Below are 22497 nucleotides of genomic sequence, written 5' to 3'. Positions count from 1 at the left end.
TATATAAATCAAATTACCCTTGATTTCTTTAATCAATCTGTGAACCTTAAAAAGTAAACCTGCCAAATTGCCAGTTTTACTCATTCATGTTATCCAGTTACAGAATACTTACTTTCTTTAAAGTAAGATAAATATAATAATTGTTACAAAAGAAAACTAGTTCACTGAATTCGCAATCCAATCTAAAGTAGTATCTAAATTTCTAAAAGTAAAAGAAAGGTTTTTCTTTATTTTTTCATTGCTATATTGAGTCATCCTCTTTGAATTTTTTATTAATTCTTTACTAACTGTAGAAGACTGACCTGTAAAAAAACCTTTAATTTTGCCTGTGGTAAGTGCTGTAAAAGCGAAAAAGTTGTTCAACTTATATTTCGGAGGTCTTTTATTCAATTTTAGAGAAATCTGTTCTAACATATCTTTATAAGATATGCAGCCTGCACTGGCTATAAATTTTTCGTTTAAAACTTGTTGATCAATTAGCTGCATAACTAAGTCTGCTAAATCTCTTACATCGACATAATTTACATTCCCTTCAGGATAAAACAAAGGCTCTGTAGAGATATAATCAAACATTGTAAGGCTTGACTTCTTCCAATTACCTCTTCCCAAGACCACAGATGGATTAATAACAATTACATCTAAACCTTCTGCATTTCCTCGCCACACCTCTTCTTCGCCCATAAACTTGGTTAAGCCATACTTTGAGTTCATGGCTGAATTATCCCATTGCTTAGTTTCATTAATAATTTCTGGAAGAATAGTATTGCCCAATGCAGCAATTGAACTGATGTATAATAACTTTTTACCAGTATATTTTAGACAAGTATTTACCACATTGGCTGTTCCCTCTACGTTCACTTTGAACATCTTTGCAAAATCAGCCTGTAAAAATGACACCATGCCTGCACAGTGAATTACATAATCAGCTTCTTTTATACCAGCCTCTAATGAAAGAACATCTAAAATATCACCTTCATGCCATTTAATCTGATCCGATATATCATTAATATATGAGAGATCACTGTCTTTCCTTTTTAATGCCGATACAGTGGCACCATTTTCCAATAATTTACGGGCAATGTAACTACCCACTAAACCATTACATCCCGTAATATAGTAGTGCATATAACTCCTAAAAGTTTTACAATCACTACAAAACTATGAATTAAGAATGAGGAAAAATAATAATCTCTTAGATGTGATTAACTTGCTGCATTTAAGGTGTTGTTAAGAATCACTTGATTGTAAGCTTTAAGGAAATACGGACTTTGGCGAGATCTCTCTAATGCAGCTATATGTTTTGTATTATGGCAGTCTGTACCAAGAAAAGATACTAGTTGATCATCAATCAACTTTTCAGCGATTCTTTGAGAATCTTTGGAATAATATCCAGATAATGAATTAATGTTTACTTGGAATACCACTCCTTTTTCTTTTAATGCTGTGAGCTTCTCGTATTTATTAAAAAAATAAGCATATCTCTCTGGATGAGCTAAAATTGGTTGAAAACCACGAGAACGCATTAAAAAGATTGCGTGCTCTAAATAAGCACTTGGGTTTAAAAATGAAGTTTCGAATAATAAATAATTATGATCGCCGAAACTCAAAAACTCAGTATCTTTTTCCAGGTTTTCTATAAAAATTTCATCGAGGTAGTATTCTGCTGATGCTTCAATTGTAACATTTAGTTCATGTTCTTTTACAGCCTCTCGAAGCGTTTTAAGTGCAGCTTTTATTTTTTCTGGGGTGTTTTTATAAAAATCGCTCATAACATGAGGAGTGCATATTAAATGCTTATACCCCATTTTCATTAACGATTTTACAAGTGTTAGTGAGGTTTCTATATTTGGAGATCCATCATCGAGTCCTGGTAAAACATGGGAGTGCATGTCTGCATGAATCTGTGGGATGTCTTCTAAATTTAGTTTATTGTTTTTCTTTTTTCCGAATATTGAAAACATATGGTAGTTTCTTCATCAATTATATTGCATTATATCCCAAGAAATCTTGAAATACAACACTTTAATAGTTTTTTGGATATCAATAACTATTTCTAATTAGAGAAAAAACTATTCCTTTTTTAAGAAACTCCACCAATTTTCTTTTTTATCTTCATCGTAGTATCCATAGCCGTATCCATAACCATAACCATAGCCATAGCCACCACCATAACCTCCTCCATAACCGTAAGAATTTTGAGTATCTACAGCATTTAGTATAACAGATAAGTGATTGAACCTATTTACCTCAATTAATGAATTTATATTTTCTGGATAAGATAATTTAGAAACACCTGCTCTTAAAACATATACAGGAATATTTACTTTCTTCATTACGATAACCCCATCAGTTACCAAGCCTACAGGTGGAGTATCAAAAATAACTATATCATACATCCCTTTCAATTCTTCTAGAAACTCATCGAATTTTGGAGATAGTATTAATTCAGAAGGATTTGGAGGAACTGGTCCTGCTGTTATAAAATCGAGTGTATCAATATCACTCTTATTAATACTTTCTTTGATTGAAGACCTCCCAATTAGAATAGACGATACGCCTTTATTATTTTCATTATCAAAGGCAATATGCACTTTAGGCTTTCTTAAATCTAGATCGACTAATAAAACTTTTTTATCTGACAAAGCAATAATACCAGCTAAGTTAAGTGCAATAAATGTTTTACCTTCACCACTTACTGTAGAGGTTACAGAAATCACCTTTTTTTGAGGGCCATTTACAAAAAAGTCAAGGTTGGTTCTAATTGATCTTAATGATTCACTAATTGCAGATTTTGGGTTTTTATCAACAATCAATTTAGAAAACTCCATTCCTTCCTTCTTGTATTTAGGAACCATTCCTAGAATTGGCGCATGACACAAGTTTTCTACCTCTTTTAGATTATTTATTTTATTTTGAAGTAAATAGTTAATAAGAATAAATATAAAGCAAATACCTAAGCCAGTTACAACACCTATTAAATATACATTTGTTGGAATTGGATAAATAGGGATATTAGAAACCGATGCAGGAGAAAGTACTCGAAAGTTTGCAACAGTACCTGCTTTAGCAATACCTATTTCAATTTTCTTTTCTTGTATTGTATTAAATACGTTTTCATAGAAACTATAGAATCTATTCAGCTTTTTAAACTCAGCGTCTTCTTCTCCATTTTCCCTCATAGACACTTCAAGCATTCTTATTTTTTTGTCTAGAGTTGCAATTTTTTTATCGTATGATTCTCGACTTGTTTTAATAGTTTCTTGTAACTGTGTAGTAAGTCTTTCTGCCTGACTCTGGTTTTGTTTAAAAGCTGTAGTAGATGATTTATAATAACCTTCAATTCTATTTACTTTATCTTCTAATAGAATCTGCTGATTTACGATTTCTGTTAAATACTGATTATTAAGAATAGTAGACAACACAGCCATTTGAGAAAGACCTGTATCTGTTTTAGATAGTTGATTTAGTTTTTCATATTGGCTCAATTCATATAATAGACCTGCTTTAGTTTCTTGCAGGGCATCAATTTTATCTATAATATCAAAAACATCCTCATCTTTAGATACCTTACCTTTGGAGGCATACACTTCCATCTCTTTCTCAAAATAGATTAATGTATCTCTAATAAGTGTAAGTTGTTGATCTAGGTAGGTTATTGACTGTTCATACACCTTATTTTTATTATCTATTGTTTTTATCAAATAAGTATCATTTACGGCTTCAACAATGCTTTTAGCCTTTGCCGGATGGTGGTCTTTAAAGGAGATACTCATTGTATTCGCTACATGGTTTTCAACCGTAACTTCTAGGTTTTCTGCCAAATAGCCATACAAACTTTCGTCTGAATGAATAATAAAAAATAAAGGTTCGTCTAAAACTTTTGTTTCACTGGGTTTTTCTATATCAATTACTAAAGTAAACCTTTCGTTTTCGAGGGGTTGCCCAACTTTACCCTGATGCTCTTGTTTCTCTTTACCGAGATCATATCTGAGCTTATACTCTTTATAGTCTTCTGAAAAATCTATGTAGATTGGCTGACCTTGAATTCTAGTATCTTTAATTTGATACTTTACTGAAAATGGAGATGATAAATATTTTTCATCACTTAACAATTCGCCATCAGTAAAATACGAAACTCTTAACTTGGCTTTATCTATCACATCAGAATAGATTAGCTTTGATCGAATAAGTTCGATCTCACCAGCCATATTAATGGCATCAATACCGCTATTAAATGGACCTACATCAAGACCTAAGAATTGAGTTGAACTTTTAAACTCAAGTTTTAATAGTGAGTTTGCCTGAAATGTTTGCTTGGTATATCTCAGAAACAAGAAAATACCAGCCATAGCAAGCGTAAAAATAAATATTAGAAAAAACAGATTTTTTCTTATTACAAACAATACCTTACCAGGATTAAACTGATTGAGTAGACTATTATCTTCAGCCTCTTCAACTTGCATTTGCTGGTATCTGCTTTCTGACATCTGTGTTAATTTTTGTAGAATAAACTTTAGTTTATTTAGCTTCCTTTATTAAAAGTAACATGGTTACCGAAAGCGTAACTAGGGTAGTTATTGGAGTAAAAATGATATTGAAATCTTGAATAGTTTCTCTATCAATTCTTCTTCTAGGTTCAACATAAATTATATCATTAGGCTCCACAATTATATTAGCATCTTTAATATTGCTTATACTAGTTAGATTTATAATTTTAACTGAGGGTGCATCCCACGGTCCTCTTATTAATCTTATATTACTTGGTTTCGATCTTGCTTGTACATCACCTGCAAGTGACAAAACTTCTAGCAAAGTCATATTCTCATTTCTTAATGGAATTACCTGATCACCCAAAGCCCCCATTAAGACTATTCTTTTATTCTGATACTGAGTAACTACAAAAGGTGCTTCATAAAAAGCTGTATATTTTTCTGCTAGTAAATTATCTGCTTCTTTCAGGGTTAAACCTTCCAACTTTATTTCTCCAACCATTGGTAAATTAACCGTACCATTTTGTTCTATCAGATAAGAAGTTGGTGACATGTTGTTGGAAGAGATAGCTAGCTCTCTTAGGGAGTTAGTATTGTTTTGCATTTGTGACTGATTACCACTCATGCCAGAACCTGTTGCCCTCTCAACTGGAGCAGAACCTATGTTGAACTCGTGGTTTGGATCTACCAATCGCTCCCCTTTGTTAGTAAACACCGAAACTGCTATTCTATCATTTACTTGAATCTTGTAGTTTGCTGTAATACTTTCAAAAGAATGTTTAAACACATCTTCGTTTACAGAAGACTCTGTCTTAAAAAGAATATTTTGCTTAATGCTTCCACAAGAACTTAACAACACGAGTAAAAAAAGTCTGAGTATATTTAGTTTTTTACTTCGACGATAGAATAATGACATCTCAAAAAATTTAAACACTTGCCGAGAGAAAGATTTCGTCAGAAAATGCCATAGCTAAAAAAATTAAAGAGGTAGTAACATCCTCCAACTGTAGTATTTTTGAAAAAAATTTCAGAAAACTAACGTCTTTTCCTATCTTTCATTATACAATCTGTTAGATGTTTATTACTGAATCTTATAATGAATAATTTCGAGTTTAAAGGAGCAAAAGGCACACTTTACAAATCTGAAGCACTTTCTTTAAGAAGAAGGGTATTTTCAGAAGAACAGGGCATACCTGAAGCACTCGATCTGGATGGAAAAGACGATGAAGCATATCATCTTATTGCATTAAAGGAAGAAAAAATTGTAGCGACTGGCAGATTAAACTTTGAAGATAACAAGGGACATATTTCAAGAATAGCTGTTCATTCAGAACATAGAAAAGAAGGTTTAGGCAAAAAAATAGTAGAAAATCTAATTACTTATGCAAAAGACCTAGATGTAAACTTCTTGTACCTCTATCCTCATTCCTATTTAGAAAATTTTTATATGAGTTTTGGTTTTACTAAAGTTCCTGATTCGCAAGAAGAATTAGAAGGTGGGCATCAAATTATTAGGATGGAAAAAACACTTTAATGTTATCTTAGCTTTTTAAAAAAATCCTTTACAATATGGCTGCATTCACTTTCCAAAACCCCCTTAAGTAATTTTGTTTTGGGGTGAATTATCTCTTTGTTATATTTCTCAAAACCTCTTTTATCATCAGGAGCAGCATAAACAAGTCTGCCTAATTGCGACCAGTTTAATGCACCAGCACACATCGGACAAGGCTCCAAAGTAACATACAAAGTACATTCATTTAAGTAGCGTGATCCCAAATAGGTATATGCACTGGTAATGGCAATCATTTCAGCATGGGCAGTGGCATCATTCAACATTTCTACTTGATTATGCCCTCTGCCAATAACTTTCCCATTGCAAACAACCAATGCACCAATAGGGATATCATCATGATCAGGTGCAAGCAAGGCTTCTTGTATAGCCAACTTCATAAAATCCTGATCACTTTTCCCTTCTATTTGCATATTATAATTATTAAATTTTTTCTTTTAGAAAATTAGCAGTATGATTCCCTTCTAACTTCACCATTTCTTCAGGTAATCCTTCGAAACAAATTGTACCGCCTTTATCTCCTCCTTCAGGACCTAAGTCAATTATCCAGTCTGCACATTTTACAATTTCCATGTTATGCTCTATGATAATTACAGTATGTCCATGATCAACCAAAGCATTTAAGGCAATCAATAATTTACTGATGTCATGAAAGTGCAAACCTGTGGTTGGTTCATCAAAAATAAACATCACCTTCTCTGATTGTTTCAGGTTTCCTTTAACTAGAAAAGATGCCAATTTTACACGCTGTGCTTCTCCACCACTCAAAGTATTAGAAGATTGTCCTAATCTAATGTATCCTAAACCTACATCTTGTAAAGGCTTAATCTTATCAGTAATTTTTTTGTTTCCATTAAAGAATTCCATCGCTTCATCAATACTCATATCGAGTACATCAGCAATATTTTTATCTCTGTAGGTGATTTCGAGAATTTCGTCTTGGAATCTTTTGCCTTTGCAGCTTTCACAAGTAAGGTAAATATCTGCCATAAACTGCATCTCAATTTTATTCACTCCCTCTCCCTGACAAGCTTCACATCTTCCACCATCTACATTAAAAGAAAAGAATGCTGGTTTATAACCTCTTTGCTTGGCTAATGGCTGATCTGCAAATAACTGCCTAATGGTATCATAGGCTTTTACATAGGTAACAGGGTTTGATCTTGAAGATTTACCAATCGGATTTTGATCTACAAATTCTATGTGAGTGACCGATTTTGTAGCTCCTTCTACCCTATCTACTTTACCAGTCGATTCTTTGTGAGAACCTAACATTTTAGCGATTGAAGGGAATAAAATACTCTTAATTAAAGTAGATTTTCCAGAACCACTCACACCTGTAACCACCGTCATGATATTCAGTGGAAACTTTACATTGATGTTTTTCAAGTTGTTTTCTCTAGCACCAATCACATCAATACTCTGGCTCCATTTTCTTCTTACTGTTGGCACAGCAATGGTTTCTAAACCATTGAGATATTTAGAAGTATGACTAACTTTTTTATCTTCAACATTAAAAATATCTCCCTGAAACACTAACTCTCCACCATAATTACCTGCATCTGGACCAATATCAATTACTTGATCGGCAGCACGCATCACTTCTTCTTCGTGTTCAACAACAATTACAGTGTTACCCATTTTCTTTAACTCTTGTAATACACTCACAAGGTTCCTCGTATCTCTTGGATGCAAACCAATGCTTGGTTCATCGAGAATATACATTGAGCCTACTAAAGCACTTCCCAGAGAAGTTGCCAGCTTAATTCGCTGATGCTCTCCTCCTGATAATGTTGAAGTAAGTCTATTTAATGTTAGATAACCCAAACCTACTTTTTGCAAATAAGAAAGCCTGTTTGTGATTTCTGTAAATATTCTTTGAGCGATTTTCTGTTCATGCTCATTGAGCTTGATTTCATCAAAAACCTGTATAAGGTCATTAACTGGTTTTAACACCAAATCAATAATTGAATAACCCGACATTTTTACATAGCCTGCATCTTTTCTAAGTCTTGTTCCTTTACAGTCTGGGCAAACTGTACGACCTCTATATCTGGAAAGCATCACTCTGTACTGAATCTTATGTGTTTTAGATTCCAGATGCTTAAAGAAGTCATTCAATCCTTTAAAGAACTCGTTGCCATTCCACAGCAATTCTTTCTCCTTATCAGAAAGCTCATAGTAAGATCTGTGAATAGGATAATCGAAACGAATACCATTTTTTAAGAGTGGTTCTAACCATTTTTTCATGGTTTCGCTTCTCCATGGTGCAATAGCTCCTTCGTAAACAGACATGTTTTTATCTGGAATCACCAAGTCCTCATCAATGCCTAAAATCTTCCCAAACCCTTCGCAAGTTCTACAAGCACCATACGGGTTATTAAAGCTGAAAAGATTTACTGTTGGCTCTTCAAACTTAATATCGTCTAGTTCAAACCTGTCTGAAAAAACTTTTCTAATTGAATCTTTGCCCTTCGGAAACAACTCAACAATACAATAACCATGACCTTCAAAAAAAGCTGTTTGTACAGAATCTGCTATTCTATACTCATTATCTTCGTCTCCTTTTTTTACTGAGTTTCTATCTATAAGAATATTAAAAGATAATTTCTCTAGCTCTGCACTTTCTTTTTCAAGTAAATCTTCAATCAATACTGCTTTTCCTTCTACTTCTACCCTTGAAAAACCCTTCTGCATCAATACCTTTAACTCATCTTCTTTTGTTCGGTCGTCTTTTACATTTAACTCAGCTAACACCATCATTCTAGTCCCATCTTCAAAAGACTGAATGTAATTGACTACATCCGACACACTGTCTTTTTTAACCTCTTCACCCGAAACTGGAGAATATGTTCTACCAACCCTAGCAAATAGCAACTTCATATAATCGTAAATTTCGGTAGTTGTACCTACTGTAGATCGTGGATTTTTAGTTGTTACTTTTTGCTCAACAGCAATCGCTGGGCACACACCTTTAATGTATTCTACCTCAGGCTTCTCCATTCTTCCCAAAAACTGTCGGGCATAAGAGCTCAAGCTTTCTACATACATACGCTGCCCTTCTGCAAATAAAGTATCGAATGCAAGCGAAGATTTTCCAGAACCAGACACACCAGTTATTACAACCAGTTTGTTTCTTGGAATGGCTACACTTAAATTTTTAAGGTTATTTACTTTGGCTCCTTTTACAATGATAAAATCTTTGGGATCGAGCTGGTCAATGGTATTTGTAGACATGAGATTCAGGCTTAAAGCTTATCTTCTGGTTTTTGAACAATTAAAGACTACTTAGTAACAAAGAAATTTTTGCAATTTACAAAAGTACAATCTTTCTCATACGAAAACACATGGCGACCAAATAAATTCCCTTCAATTTCTGTCGAAAGTTTTCAAATCATAGCTACTTGCTTTCTTTAGGCTCCGCATTAATTTTCATACCTTTGTACATTATTGTATTTACAAAACTGATATAACCTTGAGCAATAAGGAGATAATAAAATTATTTAAGCTGACTGCTTCTTTGTTGGAACTCCATGGAGCAAATCCATTTAAAGTAAGAGCATATACAGGCATTGTTTTCAATCTCGAAAAGCTAGACGATAGTTTAGAAGGGAAAGATATGGACGAGCTTCTCGCCTTGGATATTAAAAAGGGAATGGCAGAAAAGATTTTGGAGATGATGGATAAAGGTTCTTTTGAAGAGCTAGATAAGCTTACTACCGAAACTCCTGAGGGTGTAATTAAGATGCTCAATATAAAAGGTATTGGTGCTAAAAAAATAAAAACCATCTGGCAAGAGCTAGACATTACTACTATGGAAGCTTTATACGAAGCTTGCAAAGAAGGTAAAATTGCTCAGCTAAAAGGCTTTGGTGAGAAAACACAAAAACTGATTATCGAACAAATTGATTATCAGGAAGAAAATAAAGGAAAGCTTCACTTTGCTGATGCCGAACCAATAGCCATTGCAATAAAAGAAAAACTAGCAAACTCTGCTTTGGTAGAAAAAGTTGAGCTTGCAGGTGATGTAAGACGCTATATGGAAATAGTGGATAAATTCCAGTTTGTAGTAGCTTCTAAAGATTTTGCCGGTCTTAGAAAGTGGTTAACGAATGATGATGCTTTCACTTATCAAGAAAAAATTTCGGGTCCATATTCTTGGAAAGGTGTTGAGAATGAACGTGGTGTACAGCTAGAAATTTCTTTAACCTCACCTGATAAATTTGCTTCTACGCTATTCTTAAACTCTGCTGCACCAGAGCATTTAGCAGTACCTATTGGCAATGGTCAACACACTTTAAGAACACTGGCAAATACCAAAGTTTATAGCGATGAGATAGAGATTTACCAAGATGCAGAGATGCAATTGGTAGCGCCAGAAATGAGAGAAGGAGCTTTTGAAGTGGCTTTAGCTAAAAGCGGAACTTTGCCAAAAACGGTGGAGATGGAAAACCTGAAAGGTATACTTCATAACCACTCAACTTATAGTGATGGAAAGCACACATTAGAAGAAATGGCCACCTATTGCAAAGAGTTAGGCTATGAATATTTGGGAATTACCGATCACTCAAAATCTGCATTTTATGCCAATGGTTTAGATGAATCGAGAATTACCCAACAACATGAAGAGATTGATAAACTTAATGAAAAACTGGCTCCATTTAAAATATTTAAGGGAATTGAATCTGATATTTTAAATGATGGCAAACTCGATTATGCTGATGATGTATTGGCTAGTTTTGATTTTATAGTGGCATCTGTTCATTCGAACTTAAAAATGACTGAAGAAAAAGCTACCGAAAGACTATTAACTGCGATTGCCAATCCTTACACTACCATGTTAGGGCATCCAACAGGTAGATTATTGCTAAAAAGAGAAGGTTACCCAATTGACCATAAAACGGTAATAGATGCTTGTGCTGAGCATAATGTGATTATTGAAATTAATGCGAACCCTTGGAGACTTGATTTAGATTGGCGTTGGGTGAGATATGCTTTAGATAAGGATGTGAAAATTAGTATTAATCCTGATGCACACGAGAAGGATGGTTACCACGATATGCGCTATGGCTTGCTAGTAGGCAAAAAAGCCGGACTCACTACAGAAATGACATTTAATGCTTTGAGTGCCAATGAAGTAGAAGAATATTTTAATAATAAAAAGTCAGCTATTAGTTAATAGCTGACTTTTATTTCTAATTACACTTTATAAGGTTTTCTATAATCTTTCGTGAGAAGTTTGTTGGCTTCACTATCTCCTTCAAACTTTTCTTTTTCTGGATTCCATTTTAGAGGCCTACCCAATTGGTAAGCTATATTTCCCAAGTTACACACTGAAGCGGAACGGTGGCCAGTTTCCACATCACAAACAGGCTTCTCTCTTGCTTTAATACAGTCAATCCAGTTTTGATAATGGTTTTCACTTTTGTAAAGCTTTATCTTATCATCGCCTACCACTTCATCTATAATTTTTTCTGGGTCAGTTGTTAAAAAACTTCTGCTTACTTCAAGCTTGCCTTCGGTACCATTAAATTGAACTGCCCAACCTTTACCAAAATCTTCGTGAGCCATTTCAATACCATTGGCATATTTCATCACCAAACCTCTCTTAGCATTTTTATCTGTTGGAGGAATAAACTCAGAAGGCCCAGAATTATCCATACCCAAACCCCATTGAGCAATATCAAACATGTGAGCTCCCCAATCTGAAAAAATACCGCCTCCAAACTCACGGTAAGTTCTCCACATTGGCCAACTAGTATCTGTATAAGGTGGAGAAAGTACTGGATTGTAGCCTCTTAGTGGCGCAGCACCAAGCCAACGATCCCAATTTAAATTATCTGGAGTAGGCTCATCTAGCAAATCGCAAGGCACTGCTGGATCACCCACATTCACTTTTACTGTTTTAATTTCTCCGATGTACCCATTTCTCACCAATTCGCAAGCATGTCTAAAGTTTTCCCAAGAGCGCTGCATACTACCTGTTTGCACTACTTTTTGATATTTCTCAGCAGCATTTACCATTTTTCTACCTTCTTTAATAGTATGAGCCAATGGTTTTTCGCAATACACATCTTTTCCGGCTTTCATTGCATCTATTGACGCCTTGGCGTGCCAGTGGTCGGGCATACAAACAATAATGGCATCAATATCTTTGCGTTCAAGTAGCTCTTCGTACATTCCGTAGGTATCACATCCTTGATAGTTATCTTTTCCAGTTGAAACTGTGTAGAAGCTATTTACTTTTCCTTTAAAGATTTCGAGCTTTTTACTATCTACATCAGATGCAGCCAACAGTTGCACGTCAGCTAATTCTAAAAACCTAGAACTTAAACCACCACTTTGCTTACCTGTGCCAATAAAACCCAATGTAATTTTATCACTAGGAGCTACATAACCAGTACCACCTAATACAAAGCGAGGCACAATACTAAAAGCGGGAATAACGATAGCTGATTTTTTAATAAAGTCTCGACGACTTGAGGCAGGATATTTTAGTTTTCTTTTCATCTTCATTTACATATTTACTTGCAGTTGATTAAGCTAAACGTATTATGATTTCTACATCAATTTAGCTATATCTAAATTTAGGTAAAATGTTATTTTAAAACTAAAAACATGATTTAAAACAGGTTTTTAACACCTCAAAGCTCATAGATTAAATGCTCAATTAATCGAACATTTGCGAAGACTTACTAACACTAATATACAAGCCATGTTAATATTTAATCTAAAACCAGACTTAAAAGAATTATTTTCCCTGAAACTAACAGCTATACCAAATCTACATAGCTGGTTAAAGAAGAGTTTCTATTCGCCACCTGTTCAATTAATAGCTAAAAAAGGCGGAAAAACGGTAGCTATTAACCAAGATGTTTTCACAATTATTTCTGGATAGTTAAAGTTATTTAGTCAAACTAAACTGCAACTTCTCAGTTATATGCATTGTCAGGCAAAAACATGCATTTTCGCCATTTTCATCTTATCATCTTACCAATAACGCACTCAAATAATTACTATAAATTTCTTTTAAAAGAGAGTCACATTTTCTTGTTAAGAAAAAAATATGTATCTAGCTTGCGTTAATTTCTATTAGCATTTTGATTTTAATATACACTAAATCATTTCCCCAAAATTTTTTCTTAAACAAGTTAAATTAAAGACAAACTTTCATCTTAACTGTTAACATTTAAGCAATGGAAAATTTCGAATCCTTTTCAGTACCTTATAAAATCAACCCAGAATACAAGAAAAAAACTGCCTACTTCTCAATGGAGTTTGCACTCGACCAAGCTTTAAAAATATACTCAGGAGGTTTGGGATTTTTAGCAGGCTCACATATGCGAAGCGCCTACGAGCTTAAGCAAAACTTGGTTGGTATTGGTATTTTATGGAAGTATGGTTATTACGATCAAATAAGGAATCCAGACCAATCTATGAATGTGTTGTTTCAGGAGAAAATTTATTCTTTTCTTCAGGAAACAGATATCAAATTTGATATAAACATTAATAACCATCCTGTATGGGTAAAGGCTTTGTATTTGGCTCCAGAAACATTTGGAACTGCGCCAATGTTCTTCCTTTCAACAGATATTCCTGAAAACGATTATCTGGCTCAAACTACTTCACATAGACTTTACGATTCTGACAAAGCTGCCAGAATTGCACAAAACATTCTTTTAGGAGTTGGTGGTGCCAAACTAATGGATATTCTCGGGTTCGAACCTGAGATTTACCACTTTAATGAAGCGCATGCCTTAGCTGCATCATTCTATCTTTATAATAAGCATAAAGATGTTAAGAAATTAAAGAAGCAAATCGCTTTTACTACGCACACTCCTGAAGAAGCTGGTAATGAAAAAACAGATATCAGGTTGCTTGAAAAAATGAGCTTTTTTGCTGGTGTTCCTTTAAATACTGTAAGAGAAATTACAGAAACTTGGGACGATACCTTTAACCATACGCTAGTTGCTTTAAGATTTGCAGGACTTTCTAATGGTGTTTCTAAAATACATGGTGCTGTAGCCAACAGAATGTGGCGTGGTTATGAAAATATCAGCAAAATTATCGCTATTACCAATGCTCAAAACGGTAAGTATTGGGAAGATGCTGAGCTGGCTAGGCAAATTAAAAAAGACAATTACGATAAGTATATAAAAAGGAAAAAAGAGCTTAAGCAACAATTGTTTGATGTTGTTGCAGACCAAACAGGGCAGCTTTTTGATCCTAACGTTTTAACCATTGTTTGGGGTAGAAGATTTGCTGCTTACAAACGACCAGACCTAATTGCTACTTCTGAGAGAGCTCTTGAACTAATTAGTGATACTAAAATGCCAATCCAGATGATCTGGGCAGGTAAACCTTATCCGATGGATTATGGTGCAGTTAGTATTTTTAACAAGTTGGTACACTTATCTAAGAAATATAAAAACGTAGCTGTACTTGTTGGTTATGAATTAAAACTTTCTGCCTTATTGAAAAAAGGTTCTGATGTTTGGTTAAATAACCCGAGAGTTACTAGAGAAGCATCTGGTACAAGTGGTATGAGTGCTGCAATGAACGGCTCAGTAAACTTTTCTACCTTTGATGGTTGGATACCAGAATTTGCTAAAAATGGCAAAAACTGTTTTGTAGTTCCTGAAGTAGACATCAATTTGCCTGTTCACGAGCAAGATCATTTAGACCTAAATAATATAATGGAGACTTTTGAGAAGAAAGTATTACCAACATATTATGATACTCCTGAAAAGTGGTTTGAAATAGTAAAAAATGGCTATAACGATGTTATGGCACAATTCGAATCTGGCAGGATGGCTGATGAGTATTACAAGAAAGTTTATAACAAAATATAAATAAAAAGAGCAGCCAAATGGCTGCTCTTCTTTTTTATAATCAAATTCTTTTATACTTCTTCCAAAGAACTATTTACAAAGTCTATCAAATACTTAAAGTTGGTAATGATATTCACATTATCAGCAGTTTGAACATCTTGTCCTACTACTTGATAACCCGATAGTAAAATCTCAGATTCAATAAAAGACTCCGATAAAGTATCTATATAAGCCTGTACATATTCCGGTTCTGGAACCGATGTGATGATTGTTAGCAAATAATCTGGTTTATGAATTTTGTAAGCTTCTGCAACATCTTCTATTGGCATACTTTGCCCTAAATATATTACTTGGTTACTTCTAGCTTTAATAAGATAAGCAGCAAACAATAAACTAATTTCGTGTAGCTCTCCATCTGGCAAAAACAACATATATTTTTTCCTGTTAGGATTTTGAAAATTGTTGTATTGACCGTCTATAGCTACAATTAGTTTTTGCCTTATAAGATTGGTAATAAAATGCTCTTGTGCTGGATTAATAGAATCAATCTGCCATAGGAAACCTATTCTCGCCAAAAACGGGAAAACGATGTTAAGCATCGTGTTTTCAAAACCTAATTGCAGAATATTTGTAGCCATGATTTTTTCAAATTGCTCCTCGTTCAAATCTATCATAGCTACTGTAAGACCACTTATCTGGTCTGAGTAGTTATTGTTTTTATTAATCGTTTGCAGCACTATATCATATAGTTCCTCTTTAGTCATTTTGGCTATTTTCGAAATTTTATAGCCATTATTGTTAAGAAGAGAAATATTCAGCATCAATTTCAGATCGTCAGAATCATAATATCTGATATTGGTGTCAGTACGCTTTGGTTTAATAATACAATATCTTTGCTCCCAAATTCTAATTGTATGGGCTTTTATACCTGTTAGATGCTCCAGATCTTTAATTGAATAGGTGCTCAAGACAAAAATATTTTAATGAAAAATGTTGTTGTTGATGGATTGTACTTCTTTGTGTAAAGTAATCTTAGTACAAAGGCAAGTTTTATTAACTTGTTTTTTCTAATTAACATTTAAGGCATAGAATTGTTTGAAACCTAGCAAAAATATTAATAAATGTTAAAATAATGCAAAAAACAGTATTTGCCTAAAATTGAATGTTAATGCTGTTTTTTCCTTTTCTAACCTAAATTTACGCTTATGCTAAAACTTACGAACAGCTTAGTATAGAAACTGAGATAAGGTAAATCCAATTTTTAATTTATTCTATCTTTTAAGAAGCAGACTTTATTTAATACTCACACAATTCGGGAGCATCTTTTAAATAGTAGGATTTATAATTTTTAGCTTTCTCATCTTTGCAACCACAAAGGTTGAGAAGTTTAATGTTTTTAAAATCTATAGGATGGCTTTCTGCCTGTAAAGCGATATAACCTTCAGTTATTACTTCTCCTCCTTTAGAAACCCAGTCAGCCTCGTCGCGAGTAACACCAAAAGAACCCCAATCTTCTCCAACTGATTCTCCATCTGCATCTATAAAACCCTTGGTTATTTGAGGTTGATCAAAACTCAAAACTGTATCTCCTTCTATAATAAAACTCATAGATTCTCCACCTAAAACAATAGCTTCTACATGCACCCACTGGTCTCCATTATAAGTTTTTGATGTTGAGTTGATACAATGGTTATAATTTACTGTATCTCCCATTACTACAGCTGTACCTGGTGTACAAACATTGCCAGTATAACGCTCACCTTCGTTTAAACCTCCAAGCAATTGTAATTCTATAGAAACCGGAAAATCTTGGTCAAATTCATTACTTTCTGCAGATTGTGAATGCAACATTACTCCGCTGTTTCTCACATTCCAAGTTGCTCCTCCTTTGAGTTGATCACCTACGAAGCGATAGTCAAAAACTAGTTTGTAATAAGAAAATGGATCTTTGTAATACATGTGGCCAAATGCGTCATTAAACTCATCGTAATTATCGTATTTAACGCGAATCATGCTATCTTCTACTACAAAAGTTTCATTGTAATTATCATTTAGATCGTAACCAGAAAGCTTTATATCCCAACCGCTTAAGTCTTTGCCATTAAAAAGAGTAATCCAATCTTCGGCTTCGGCTGCTTTATTAGATTCAGCCTCAGTAGTTTTATCCTGAGTTTGACAGGCGGTAAAAACTATTAGAAAGCAAAAAATAAGGAAAGTAGTACTTGTTGAGAAATGGTTAATTGAGGAAAGCTTTGAGTGGTGGTTCATTATTTTATTTACAGTCTGTTTATAATTAAATTAAGCGTATTTCTTGTTGATATCGTCATAGAGTTTTTTAGGCACTTTCGATTTAAAATCACTTTGAGTAACCACTGGTTTTTCCCAATCGAGAAAACCTCGCTTCCAAGCATAAACCAAACCCACAACAAGGATTAAAATGAAAAGAACCATCTCACCTAAAGCAAACCACATCCAAGAGCCTTCTGTCTGTTCTATAAGTGATGTATCTGCAAAAATGAGTGCCCAAGGAAACATAAAAACGATTTCAACATCGAACAAAATAAAAATGAGGGCTATTACATAAAACCTCACATTAAAGTTTGTCCAAGCATTGCCAATTGGATCTTCACCACACTCGTACGATGTTTCCTTCTCCTCATTAGGTCTATGTGGACGAATGAGGTATGCAGTAAACATTGCAACACAAAAAAATGCAAGGCTCCCAACTATAAAAATCAGGATATATCCGAAATCAGAAATCATTTCTTTTTCTTGTTAGAAATATAGACACCTGCTAAGATTGTTAAAATACACAGATAATGCAAAGGCATTAGTACTTCATTATCTATAACTCCCCAAATTATCGCTACAATTGGTATTATATAAGTAACAGAAGTGGCAAAAACAGCACTGGTACTTTGTATCATTTTATTAAAAATAACCAAAGCTGCTGAAGTACCTATAACTCCCAAAATAGTTAAATAGATTAATGCTTCTACCGCTCCATCTTGGTTTTGAAGCTTAAAAGCAAAGTCAGAATTTATAAGTATGATAATACCAATAGGTCCAACAATACAGAGAGCAAATGAAGTAAGCTGTAAAGAGTTGATAGAAGTGAGATAATTTTTAATAATGTTGGTACTGGTTGCATAGCACAAAGCTGCCCCAACCACAAAAAATGCATAAAAATTTAAGCTGCCAATCTCTCCATCACTATTCACAAAAATCAACACAGCTGATCCTACAAAAGCGACTACTAAACCAAGTAATTGCCTTGGGTTGAGTTTATGCTTAAAAACTATAATGCCAATAATAAAAGTAAAAAGTGGAGTAAGTGCATTGAGCACCCCAGTAATAGAACTGGCTAACTGAGTTTGTGCTTTAGCAAATAAAAATGCAGGAATAAAATTGCCCAAAATACCCATAAGCACTACATACTTCCATTTGCTTTTAGGTACTTTTTTAAAGTGAGAAATCGCTATCGGAAGCAAAACAACAAATGCACTAATAATTCTAATTGCTCCAACTTCCTGAAAAGAATAAACTTTTAAACCTTGTTTAATCAAAATAAAAGAACTGCCCCAAATTAAAGAGAGTCCTACCAACATTAACCAGTGTTTCAGCTGAGGTGATTCGTCTTCAACAATATCGGCTATTTTCGAGTCTGATCTGGTTATGTCTTTCATAATTATGATTTTTCAAGCGGTTTTTATTGCTGCTTTTTTGCCAATCCTCTACACTTTTTACTACAGTATTTTACCTGCTCCCAGTCCTTTTCCCATTTTTTTCTCCAGCTAAATGGCCGCTTGCAAAATTCACAAATTTTCACCGGCAAATCAGATTTTTTAGTCATTTTCATTTGTTAATCAATATAATAACTGCTATTTTATGTGCATACTTAACACTTATCAATAGCTTAACTACTAAAAAAATCAATAACATCACTTATATAAAACAGATTTCAAATGCGATCTAAACAGGAGAGAAATGGAATTGTTGCTGGCGGTAATTTCATTATAGACCAGATTAAAATTGTAGATCAGCAACCGGTACAAAATCAACTGAGCCTCATTCTTGATCAATATACCAGTACAGGAGGTTCTCCCTACAATATTTTAAAAAACCTATCTCTTTTAAAAGCTCCATTTAAACTAGCTGGCATTGGCGTAGTAGGGAATGATACCGGAGGCAAGCTCGTACTCGATGATTGCATTAAAAATGACATTGATAAAAAAGGGATTAAAGTAACCGATAAAGCCATTACTTCATTTACAGATGTAGTTACTAACAATGCTAATGCGAGTAGAACACTCCTACATTATGTAGGTGCAAATGCTTTATTGGATATTGAGCACTTTAGATTAGATAAGTACCGCTATAAAATTTTCCATTTAGGCTACCTTATGCTGTTAGAAAGCCTCGATAAAATTAATGAAAGAGGTAGAACCAGGGCATCTCAATTATTACAAAAAGCTCAGGAAATGGGTTTTGCCACTTCGGCTAATATGATAGATGGCGAAAGTAAACAAATGCAGAATGTCTTATTTCCTTCTCTGCCATATTTGAACTATTTATTTCTGGCAAAAAAAGAGCTAGGTAAAATAATGCAAAGAAAAATAGACTCAACCAATGAGATTGTAGAAGCTGCTTTTGAACTACTTAATAAAGGAGTAAAAGAATGGGTGATCATTTCTAGTAAAACAGCAATTATCGCTGTTAATAAAGAAAAAAAATTTAATAAGACGAATAAAGTGAACTTACCTTCGGATATAGTGAAAGGAAGAGCTGGAGAGAGAGAAGCTATTATTTCTGGTATGTTGTGGGCGTTTCATGAAGAATTGAGCATTGAGGAGGGATTAAAAATTGGAGCAGCCACTGCGGCTGCCTGTTTGAGAGATGCCAGTTGTACAAAAGGAGTTTTGCCACTCGCAGAAACGCTAGGTTTCGCAGAAGAATACGGTTATTTTGATGAATAAAAAAAGGATGTAGCTGAATATTTATCTACATCCTTTCTTTATTAGGACTTACGCATTTAAGTTAAAAATGATAATAGGATTAGCAAGAATCTGTTTAAGATAGTTGCTAATCGGAAGTTCTTTGATTTGATAGAGTGTTGTTTTCAACTGTTTTGCAAGGAGTTTCAGCCCTATCCAAGCCTGGTAGCAGCAAGCTAGATGGTTCCTCTGGGAGATTGCCTTTCGGCATTGGCACTTCTCAGAGCCTGTAAGCTGTTTGTATTCCCTGTGGAACTGCTCAATCTGCCATCTGATCTGGGATTCGTTTTCGGCCTCAAATACATTCATCCTGTCCGATAGATCATTTGTGATCACCCATTCAATGTCCCCGTTTAGGGAGACTATCTTGAATAATTTGACGGGGTAAGGGTATTTTTTGAGTTTGACCTGTACGCCTTCCAGCAGTTGCCTACCGGAAAGCTCGACTGTGCCCACAGCCTGCATCCCTGTGTCTCTGGATAGGCTGACTTGGCGGTTGCTCTTCAGGGTAGTGAAGAATGTCCAGCCGCTTCTGTGCACAAGCTTAAGGTTGTCCATGGAAGCATACCAGCTGTCAAAAAGTATCTTTTTGGCTTTCAGGTCTTTACGCATGGTCATTCGGGTGAACATCTCCTGGAAATGGTCATTCTTGGTCTTCTTATCCGTTTCTGGGTGGTAGATTCGGTAATCGATAGGATAGTAATCCCCATCAATGCCATTGCTGTGTACCATGTTTACCAGATTGATCCCATTGACTAGGCCATGCTCATTGCCTGAGTACTGCCTTTTGGCCAATTCTATATACCGGGAATACCTCTTTGCCTGAACACTGTCATCGACAAGGATAAATGAGTCTGCGCTATCTTGGAGATGGCCCTTGACAATATCCCACAGGTCGGAAGAGGTAAATTTAGAATGGGCTAGAAAACGTGTGACTTGGTCATGACTGACATCCATAGAATGGGCTGCCATGTGGGTACAGGTATAATTCCCGTGAGTATGGAGAAGATATGATATGTACAGAGATTTATCCATGAAGTTGTCTAAAGTAGTTATACTGTGAAAATGCTTTTATCCAAAATATTATTCTTTTCCTCAAAAAGACCTGTAATCTTATATTTTCGAGTTCGAAAAAAAAGCTATCATTTGAGGGAAGTAGAATTTTGAAAAGTAGTTAACAAAACAAATAATCCATTTTTAGTAATTATGCCAAATTATATATAAATCAACTAGATTAATTTGTTATTTTTTATTTTAGACAACTTCCATATAAATTAGTATTAAAAAAATACAATCTCTCAAATTTTGAGCATTTTTGCTAGAGAAATTTAATATTGCGTAAGTCCTATTTATATCTAATAATATTCTTTTATAATTTTTCAATAATTAAGGCTGATGCGCCACCACCGCCATTACAAATAGCAGCTAAGCCGTATTTACCATTTTTTTGATGTAAAACATTATTAAGTGTAGTAACAATTCGGGCACCTGAGGCTCCTAATGGATGGCCTAATGAAACAGCTCCACCAAATACATTTACTTTATCAGCAGGTATTCCAAGTTTCTTGTAAAAAGCAATAGTAACTACTGCAAATGCTTCATTTACTTCAAAAAAGTCTATATCATCTAAAGACAAACCTGCTTTTTTCAAGGCTTTAGGCGCTGCTAGAGTTGGCGCTGTGGTAAACCATTCAGGTTCTTGTGCCGCATCTGCAAACGAAACAATTTTAGCTATCGGCTTTAAGCCTAATTCATCTACTTTTTCTTTACTTGCTAAAACTAATGCTGCGGCTCCGTCATTTATGGTAGATGCATTAGCCGCTGTAACTGTACCTTCTTTTGTGAAAACAGGTCTTAAAGACGAAATTTTCTCAAACTTCACTTTCTTGTATTCCTCATCTTCTTCTACTAATAACGCTTCCCCTTTTCGTTGAGGCACTTCAACAGCAACTATCTCACTTTTGAAAAGACCTTCTGCTGTACTGTTTGCAGATTTTCTATAAGAACTTTCAGCAAAAGCGTCTTGCTCCTCACGGCTAATATCAAATTTACTAGCAGTATTATCGGCACAAACACCCATTGCACATTCATTATACACGTCTGTTAAGCCATCTTTTACCAAGCCATCTAGCATTTGACCATGACCATATCGATAGCCAGTTCTTGCCTGTGGCAAATAGTAAGGTATATTCGACATGCTTTCCATACCTCCTGCAACAATTAGATCATTTGTACCACACATAATACTTTGCGCTGCGAGCATAATTGCCTTTGTTCCAGAAGCACAAACTTTATTTACAGTGGTACAAGGCACATCATTTCCAATTCCTGCAAAAAGTGCTGCTTGCCGAGCTGGTGCCTGACCTAGATTTGCAGAAACCACATTACCCATATAAACTTCTTCTACATCTTTAGGCTGTACTCCTACTGCTTCTAAAGCACCCTTTATAGCACTAGCTCCTAACTGAGTTGCTGATAATGAAGAAAGCACACCTCCAAAGCTTCCGATAGGTGTCCTCTTTGCTGAAATGATATATACCTCTTTCATATTTATCTATTGTTATTTTTCATATTATTGGTTAAGCTCAAATTGAGAATTTTGGCTCAGTATT

Annotated in this window: 18 protein-coding genes; 4 read left to right on the top strand and 14 right to left on the bottom strand. The window is 34.6% G+C overall.

Translation table 11 applies throughout. The features are described from left to right. Positions 1-156 precede the first annotated feature (156 nt). From OQ292_RS11295 to OQ292_RS11280, 4 genes are all read right to left on the bottom strand, one after another. Positions 157-1125 carry an SDR family NAD(P)-dependent oxidoreductase gene (locus tag OQ292_RS11295; RefSeq protein ID WP_284682236.1) on the bottom strand — a complete coding sequence of 323 codons (969 nt, stop codon included), beginning with the start codon at positions 1123-1125 and terminating at the stop codon, positions 157-159. A gap of 77 nt (positions 1126-1202) precedes the next feature. Next, positions 1203-1961, bottom strand: a complete 759-nt coding sequence (locus OQ292_RS11290) for a tyrosine-protein phosphatase (protein WP_284682235.1) — start codon at positions 1959-1961, stop codon at positions 1203-1205. A gap of 108 nt (positions 1962-2069) precedes the next feature. After that, positions 2070-4487 (bottom strand): tyrosine-protein kinase family protein, encoded by a 2418-nt coding sequence (locus OQ292_RS11285; protein ID WP_284682234.1) that lies wholly within the window; start codon positions 4485-4487, stop codon positions 2070-2072. Positions 4488-4518: 31 nt separating this feature from the next. After that, positions 4519-5406: a polysaccharide biosynthesis/export family protein gene (locus OQ292_RS11280; protein ID WP_284682233.1), complete on the bottom strand. Its 888-nt coding sequence runs from the start codon at positions 5404-5406 to the stop codon at positions 4519-4521. Between the two features lie 180 nt (positions 5407-5586). On the opposite strand from OQ292_RS11280, the gene OQ292_RS11275 reads away from it, so the two are divergent. After that, positions 5587-6024, top strand: coding sequence for a GNAT family N-acetyltransferase (locus OQ292_RS11275; RefSeq protein WP_284682232.1), 438 nt, complete (start codon positions 5587-5589; stop codon positions 6022-6024). Between the two features lie 2 nt (positions 6025-6026). On the opposite strand, the gene OQ292_RS11270 is transcribed toward OQ292_RS11275, so the two are convergent. Together OQ292_RS11270 and uvrA are read right to left on the bottom strand one after the other, a co-directional pair. Next, a complete protein-coding gene (locus OQ292_RS11270; RefSeq protein ID WP_284682231.1) occupies positions 6027-6473 on the bottom strand; it encodes a nucleoside deaminase in 447 nt (148 codons plus the stop codon). 10 nt (positions 6474-6483) lie between these two features. Further along, positions 6484-9297, bottom strand: a complete 2814-nt coding sequence (gene uvrA, locus OQ292_RS11265; protein WP_284682230.1) for an excinuclease ABC subunit UvrA — start codon at positions 9295-9297, stop codon at positions 6484-6486. A 238-nt stretch (positions 9298-9535) separates the two neighbouring features. Between uvrA and polX the strand changes: the two genes are divergently transcribed. Next, complete coding sequence (polX, locus tag OQ292_RS11260) at positions 9536-11239, top strand: DNA polymerase/3'-5' exonuclease PolX (RefSeq protein WP_284682229.1); 1704 nt, start codon at positions 9536-9538, stop codon at positions 11237-11239. Positions 11240-11259: 20 nt separating this feature from the next. On the opposite strand, the gene OQ292_RS11255 is transcribed toward polX, so the two are convergent. Beyond that, a complete protein-coding gene (locus tag OQ292_RS11255) occupies positions 11260-12570 on the bottom strand; it encodes a Gfo/Idh/MocA family protein (RefSeq protein WP_284682228.1) in 1311 nt (436 codons plus the stop codon). 686 nt (positions 12571-13256) lie between these two features. On the opposite strand from OQ292_RS11255, the gene glgP reads away from it, so the two are divergent. Then, complete coding sequence (gene glgP / locus OQ292_RS11250) at positions 13257-14912, top strand: alpha-glucan family phosphorylase (RefSeq protein ID WP_284682227.1); 1656 nt, start codon at positions 13257-13259, stop codon at positions 14910-14912. A 50-nt stretch (positions 14913-14962) separates the two neighbouring features. Here glgP and OQ292_RS11245 read toward each other — a convergent pair whose 3' ends face one another. The 5 genes from OQ292_RS11245 to OQ292_RS11225 all read right to left on the bottom strand — a co-directional run bounded on the left by OQ292_RS11245 (position 14963) and on the right by OQ292_RS11225 (position 18750). Beyond that, complete coding sequence (locus OQ292_RS11245) at positions 14963-15859, bottom strand: MerR family transcriptional regulator (protein ID WP_284682226.1); 897 nt, start codon at positions 15857-15859, stop codon at positions 14963-14965. A gap of 328 nt (positions 15860-16187) precedes the next feature. Further along, a complete protein-coding gene (locus tag OQ292_RS11240; RefSeq protein WP_284682225.1) occupies positions 16188-17159 on the bottom strand; it encodes a 3-keto-disaccharide hydrolase in 972 nt (323 codons plus the stop codon). 30 nt (positions 17160-17189) lie between these two features. Then, positions 17190-17654 carry an NADH-quinone oxidoreductase subunit A gene (locus OQ292_RS11235; protein WP_284682224.1) on the bottom strand — a complete coding sequence of 155 codons (465 nt, stop codon included), beginning with the start codon at positions 17652-17654 and terminating at the stop codon, positions 17190-17192. Next, positions 17651-18577 (bottom strand): DMT family transporter, encoded by a 927-nt coding sequence (locus OQ292_RS11230; protein WP_284682223.1) that lies wholly within the window; start codon positions 18575-18577, stop codon positions 17651-17653. The genes OQ292_RS11235 and OQ292_RS11230 overlap by 4 nt, the downstream gene beginning before the upstream one ends. 23 nt (positions 18578-18600) lie before the next feature. Continuing rightward, positions 18601-18750: a DUF2256 domain-containing protein gene (locus OQ292_RS11225; protein ID WP_284682222.1), complete on the bottom strand. Its 150-nt coding sequence runs from the start codon at positions 18748-18750 to the stop codon at positions 18601-18603. Between the two features lie 106 nt (positions 18751-18856). On the opposite strand from OQ292_RS11225, the gene OQ292_RS11220 reads away from it, so the two are divergent. Then, positions 18857-19867, top strand: a complete 1011-nt coding sequence (locus OQ292_RS11220) for a carbohydrate kinase family protein (protein ID WP_284682221.1) — start codon at positions 18857-18859, stop codon at positions 19865-19867. Between the two features lie 48 nt (positions 19868-19915). Here the strand turns inward: OQ292_RS11220 and OQ292_RS11215 are convergent, their stop codons facing one another. Then, positions 19916-20920 (bottom strand): IS701 family transposase, encoded by a 1005-nt coding sequence (locus OQ292_RS11215; RefSeq protein ID WP_284682220.1) that lies wholly within the window; start codon positions 20918-20920, stop codon positions 19916-19918. Between the two features lie 334 nt (positions 20921-21254). After that, positions 21255-22433 (bottom strand): acetyl-CoA C-acyltransferase, encoded by a 1179-nt coding sequence (locus tag OQ292_RS11210; protein ID WP_284682219.1) that lies wholly within the window; start codon positions 22431-22433, stop codon positions 21255-21257. Positions 22434-22497: the final 64 nt, after the last annotated feature.

The sequence above is a fragment of the Chondrinema litorale genome (assembly GCF_026250525.1).
Taxonomy (GTDB): Bacteria; Bacteroidota; Bacteroidia; order Cytophagales; family Flammeovirgaceae; genus Chondrinema; species Chondrinema litorale.
Note: the sequence above shows the minus strand (reverse complement) of the source record. Positions and strands in the feature narration are given on the sequence as shown.

What these genes read in the sequence shown, in the direction of transcription:
- OQ292_RS11230 (WP_284682223.1), bottom strand. Translation starts at nt 18,577, where the DNA reads ATGAAAGACATAACCAGATCAGACTCGAAAATAGCCGATATTGTTGAA.
- OQ292_RS11280 (WP_284682233.1), bottom strand. Translation starts at nt 5,406, where the DNA reads ATGTCATTATTCTATCGTCGAAGTAAAAAACTAAATATACTCAGACTT.
- uvrA (WP_284682230.1), bottom strand. Translation starts at nt 9,297, where the DNA reads ATGTCTACAAATACCATTGACCAGCTCGATCCCAAAGATTTTATCATT.
- OQ292_RS11295 (WP_284682236.1), bottom strand. Translation starts at nt 1,125, where the DNA reads ATGCACTACTATATTACGGGATGTAATGGTTTAGTGGGTAGTTACATT.
- OQ292_RS11270 (WP_284682231.1), bottom strand. Translation starts at nt 6,473, where the DNA reads ATGCAAATAGAAGGGAAAAGTGATCAGGATTTTATGAAGTTGGCTATA.
- OQ292_RS11285 (WP_284682234.1), bottom strand. Translation starts at nt 4,487, where the DNA reads ATGTCAGAAAGCAGATACCAGCAAATGCAAGTTGAAGAGGCTGAAGAT.
- OQ292_RS11240 (WP_284682225.1), bottom strand. Translation starts at nt 17,159, where the DNA reads ATGAACCACCACTCAAAGCTTTCCTCAATTAACCATTTCTCAACAAGT.
- OQ292_RS11210 (WP_284682219.1), bottom strand. Translation starts at nt 22,433, where the DNA reads ATGAAAGAGGTATATATCATTTCAGCAAAGAGGACACCTATCGGAAGC.
- OQ292_RS11225 (WP_284682222.1), bottom strand. Translation starts at nt 18,750, where the DNA reads ATGAAAATGACTAAAAAATCTGATTTGCCGGTGAAAATTTGTGAATTT.
- OQ292_RS11215 (WP_284682220.1), bottom strand. Translation starts at nt 20,920, where the DNA reads ATGGATAAATCTCTGTACATATCATATCTTCTCCATACTCACGGGAAT.
- glgP (WP_284682227.1), top strand. Translation starts at nt 13,257, where the DNA reads ATGGAAAATTTCGAATCCTTTTCAGTACCTTATAAAATCAACCCAGAA.
- OQ292_RS11290 (WP_284682235.1), bottom strand. Translation starts at nt 1,961, where the DNA reads ATGTTTTCAATATTCGGAAAAAAGAAAAACAATAAACTAAATTTAGAA.
- OQ292_RS11255 (WP_284682228.1), bottom strand. Translation starts at nt 12,570, where the DNA reads ATGAAAAGAAAACTAAAATATCCTGCCTCAAGTCGTCGAGACTTTATT.
- OQ292_RS11275 (WP_284682232.1), top strand. Translation starts at nt 5,587, where the DNA reads ATGAATAATTTCGAGTTTAAAGGAGCAAAAGGCACACTTTACAAATCT.
- OQ292_RS11220 (WP_284682221.1), top strand. Translation starts at nt 18,857, where the DNA reads ATGCGATCTAAACAGGAGAGAAATGGAATTGTTGCTGGCGGTAATTTC.
- OQ292_RS11235 (WP_284682224.1), bottom strand. Translation starts at nt 17,654, where the DNA reads ATGATTTCTGATTTCGGATATATCCTGATTTTTATAGTTGGGAGCCTT.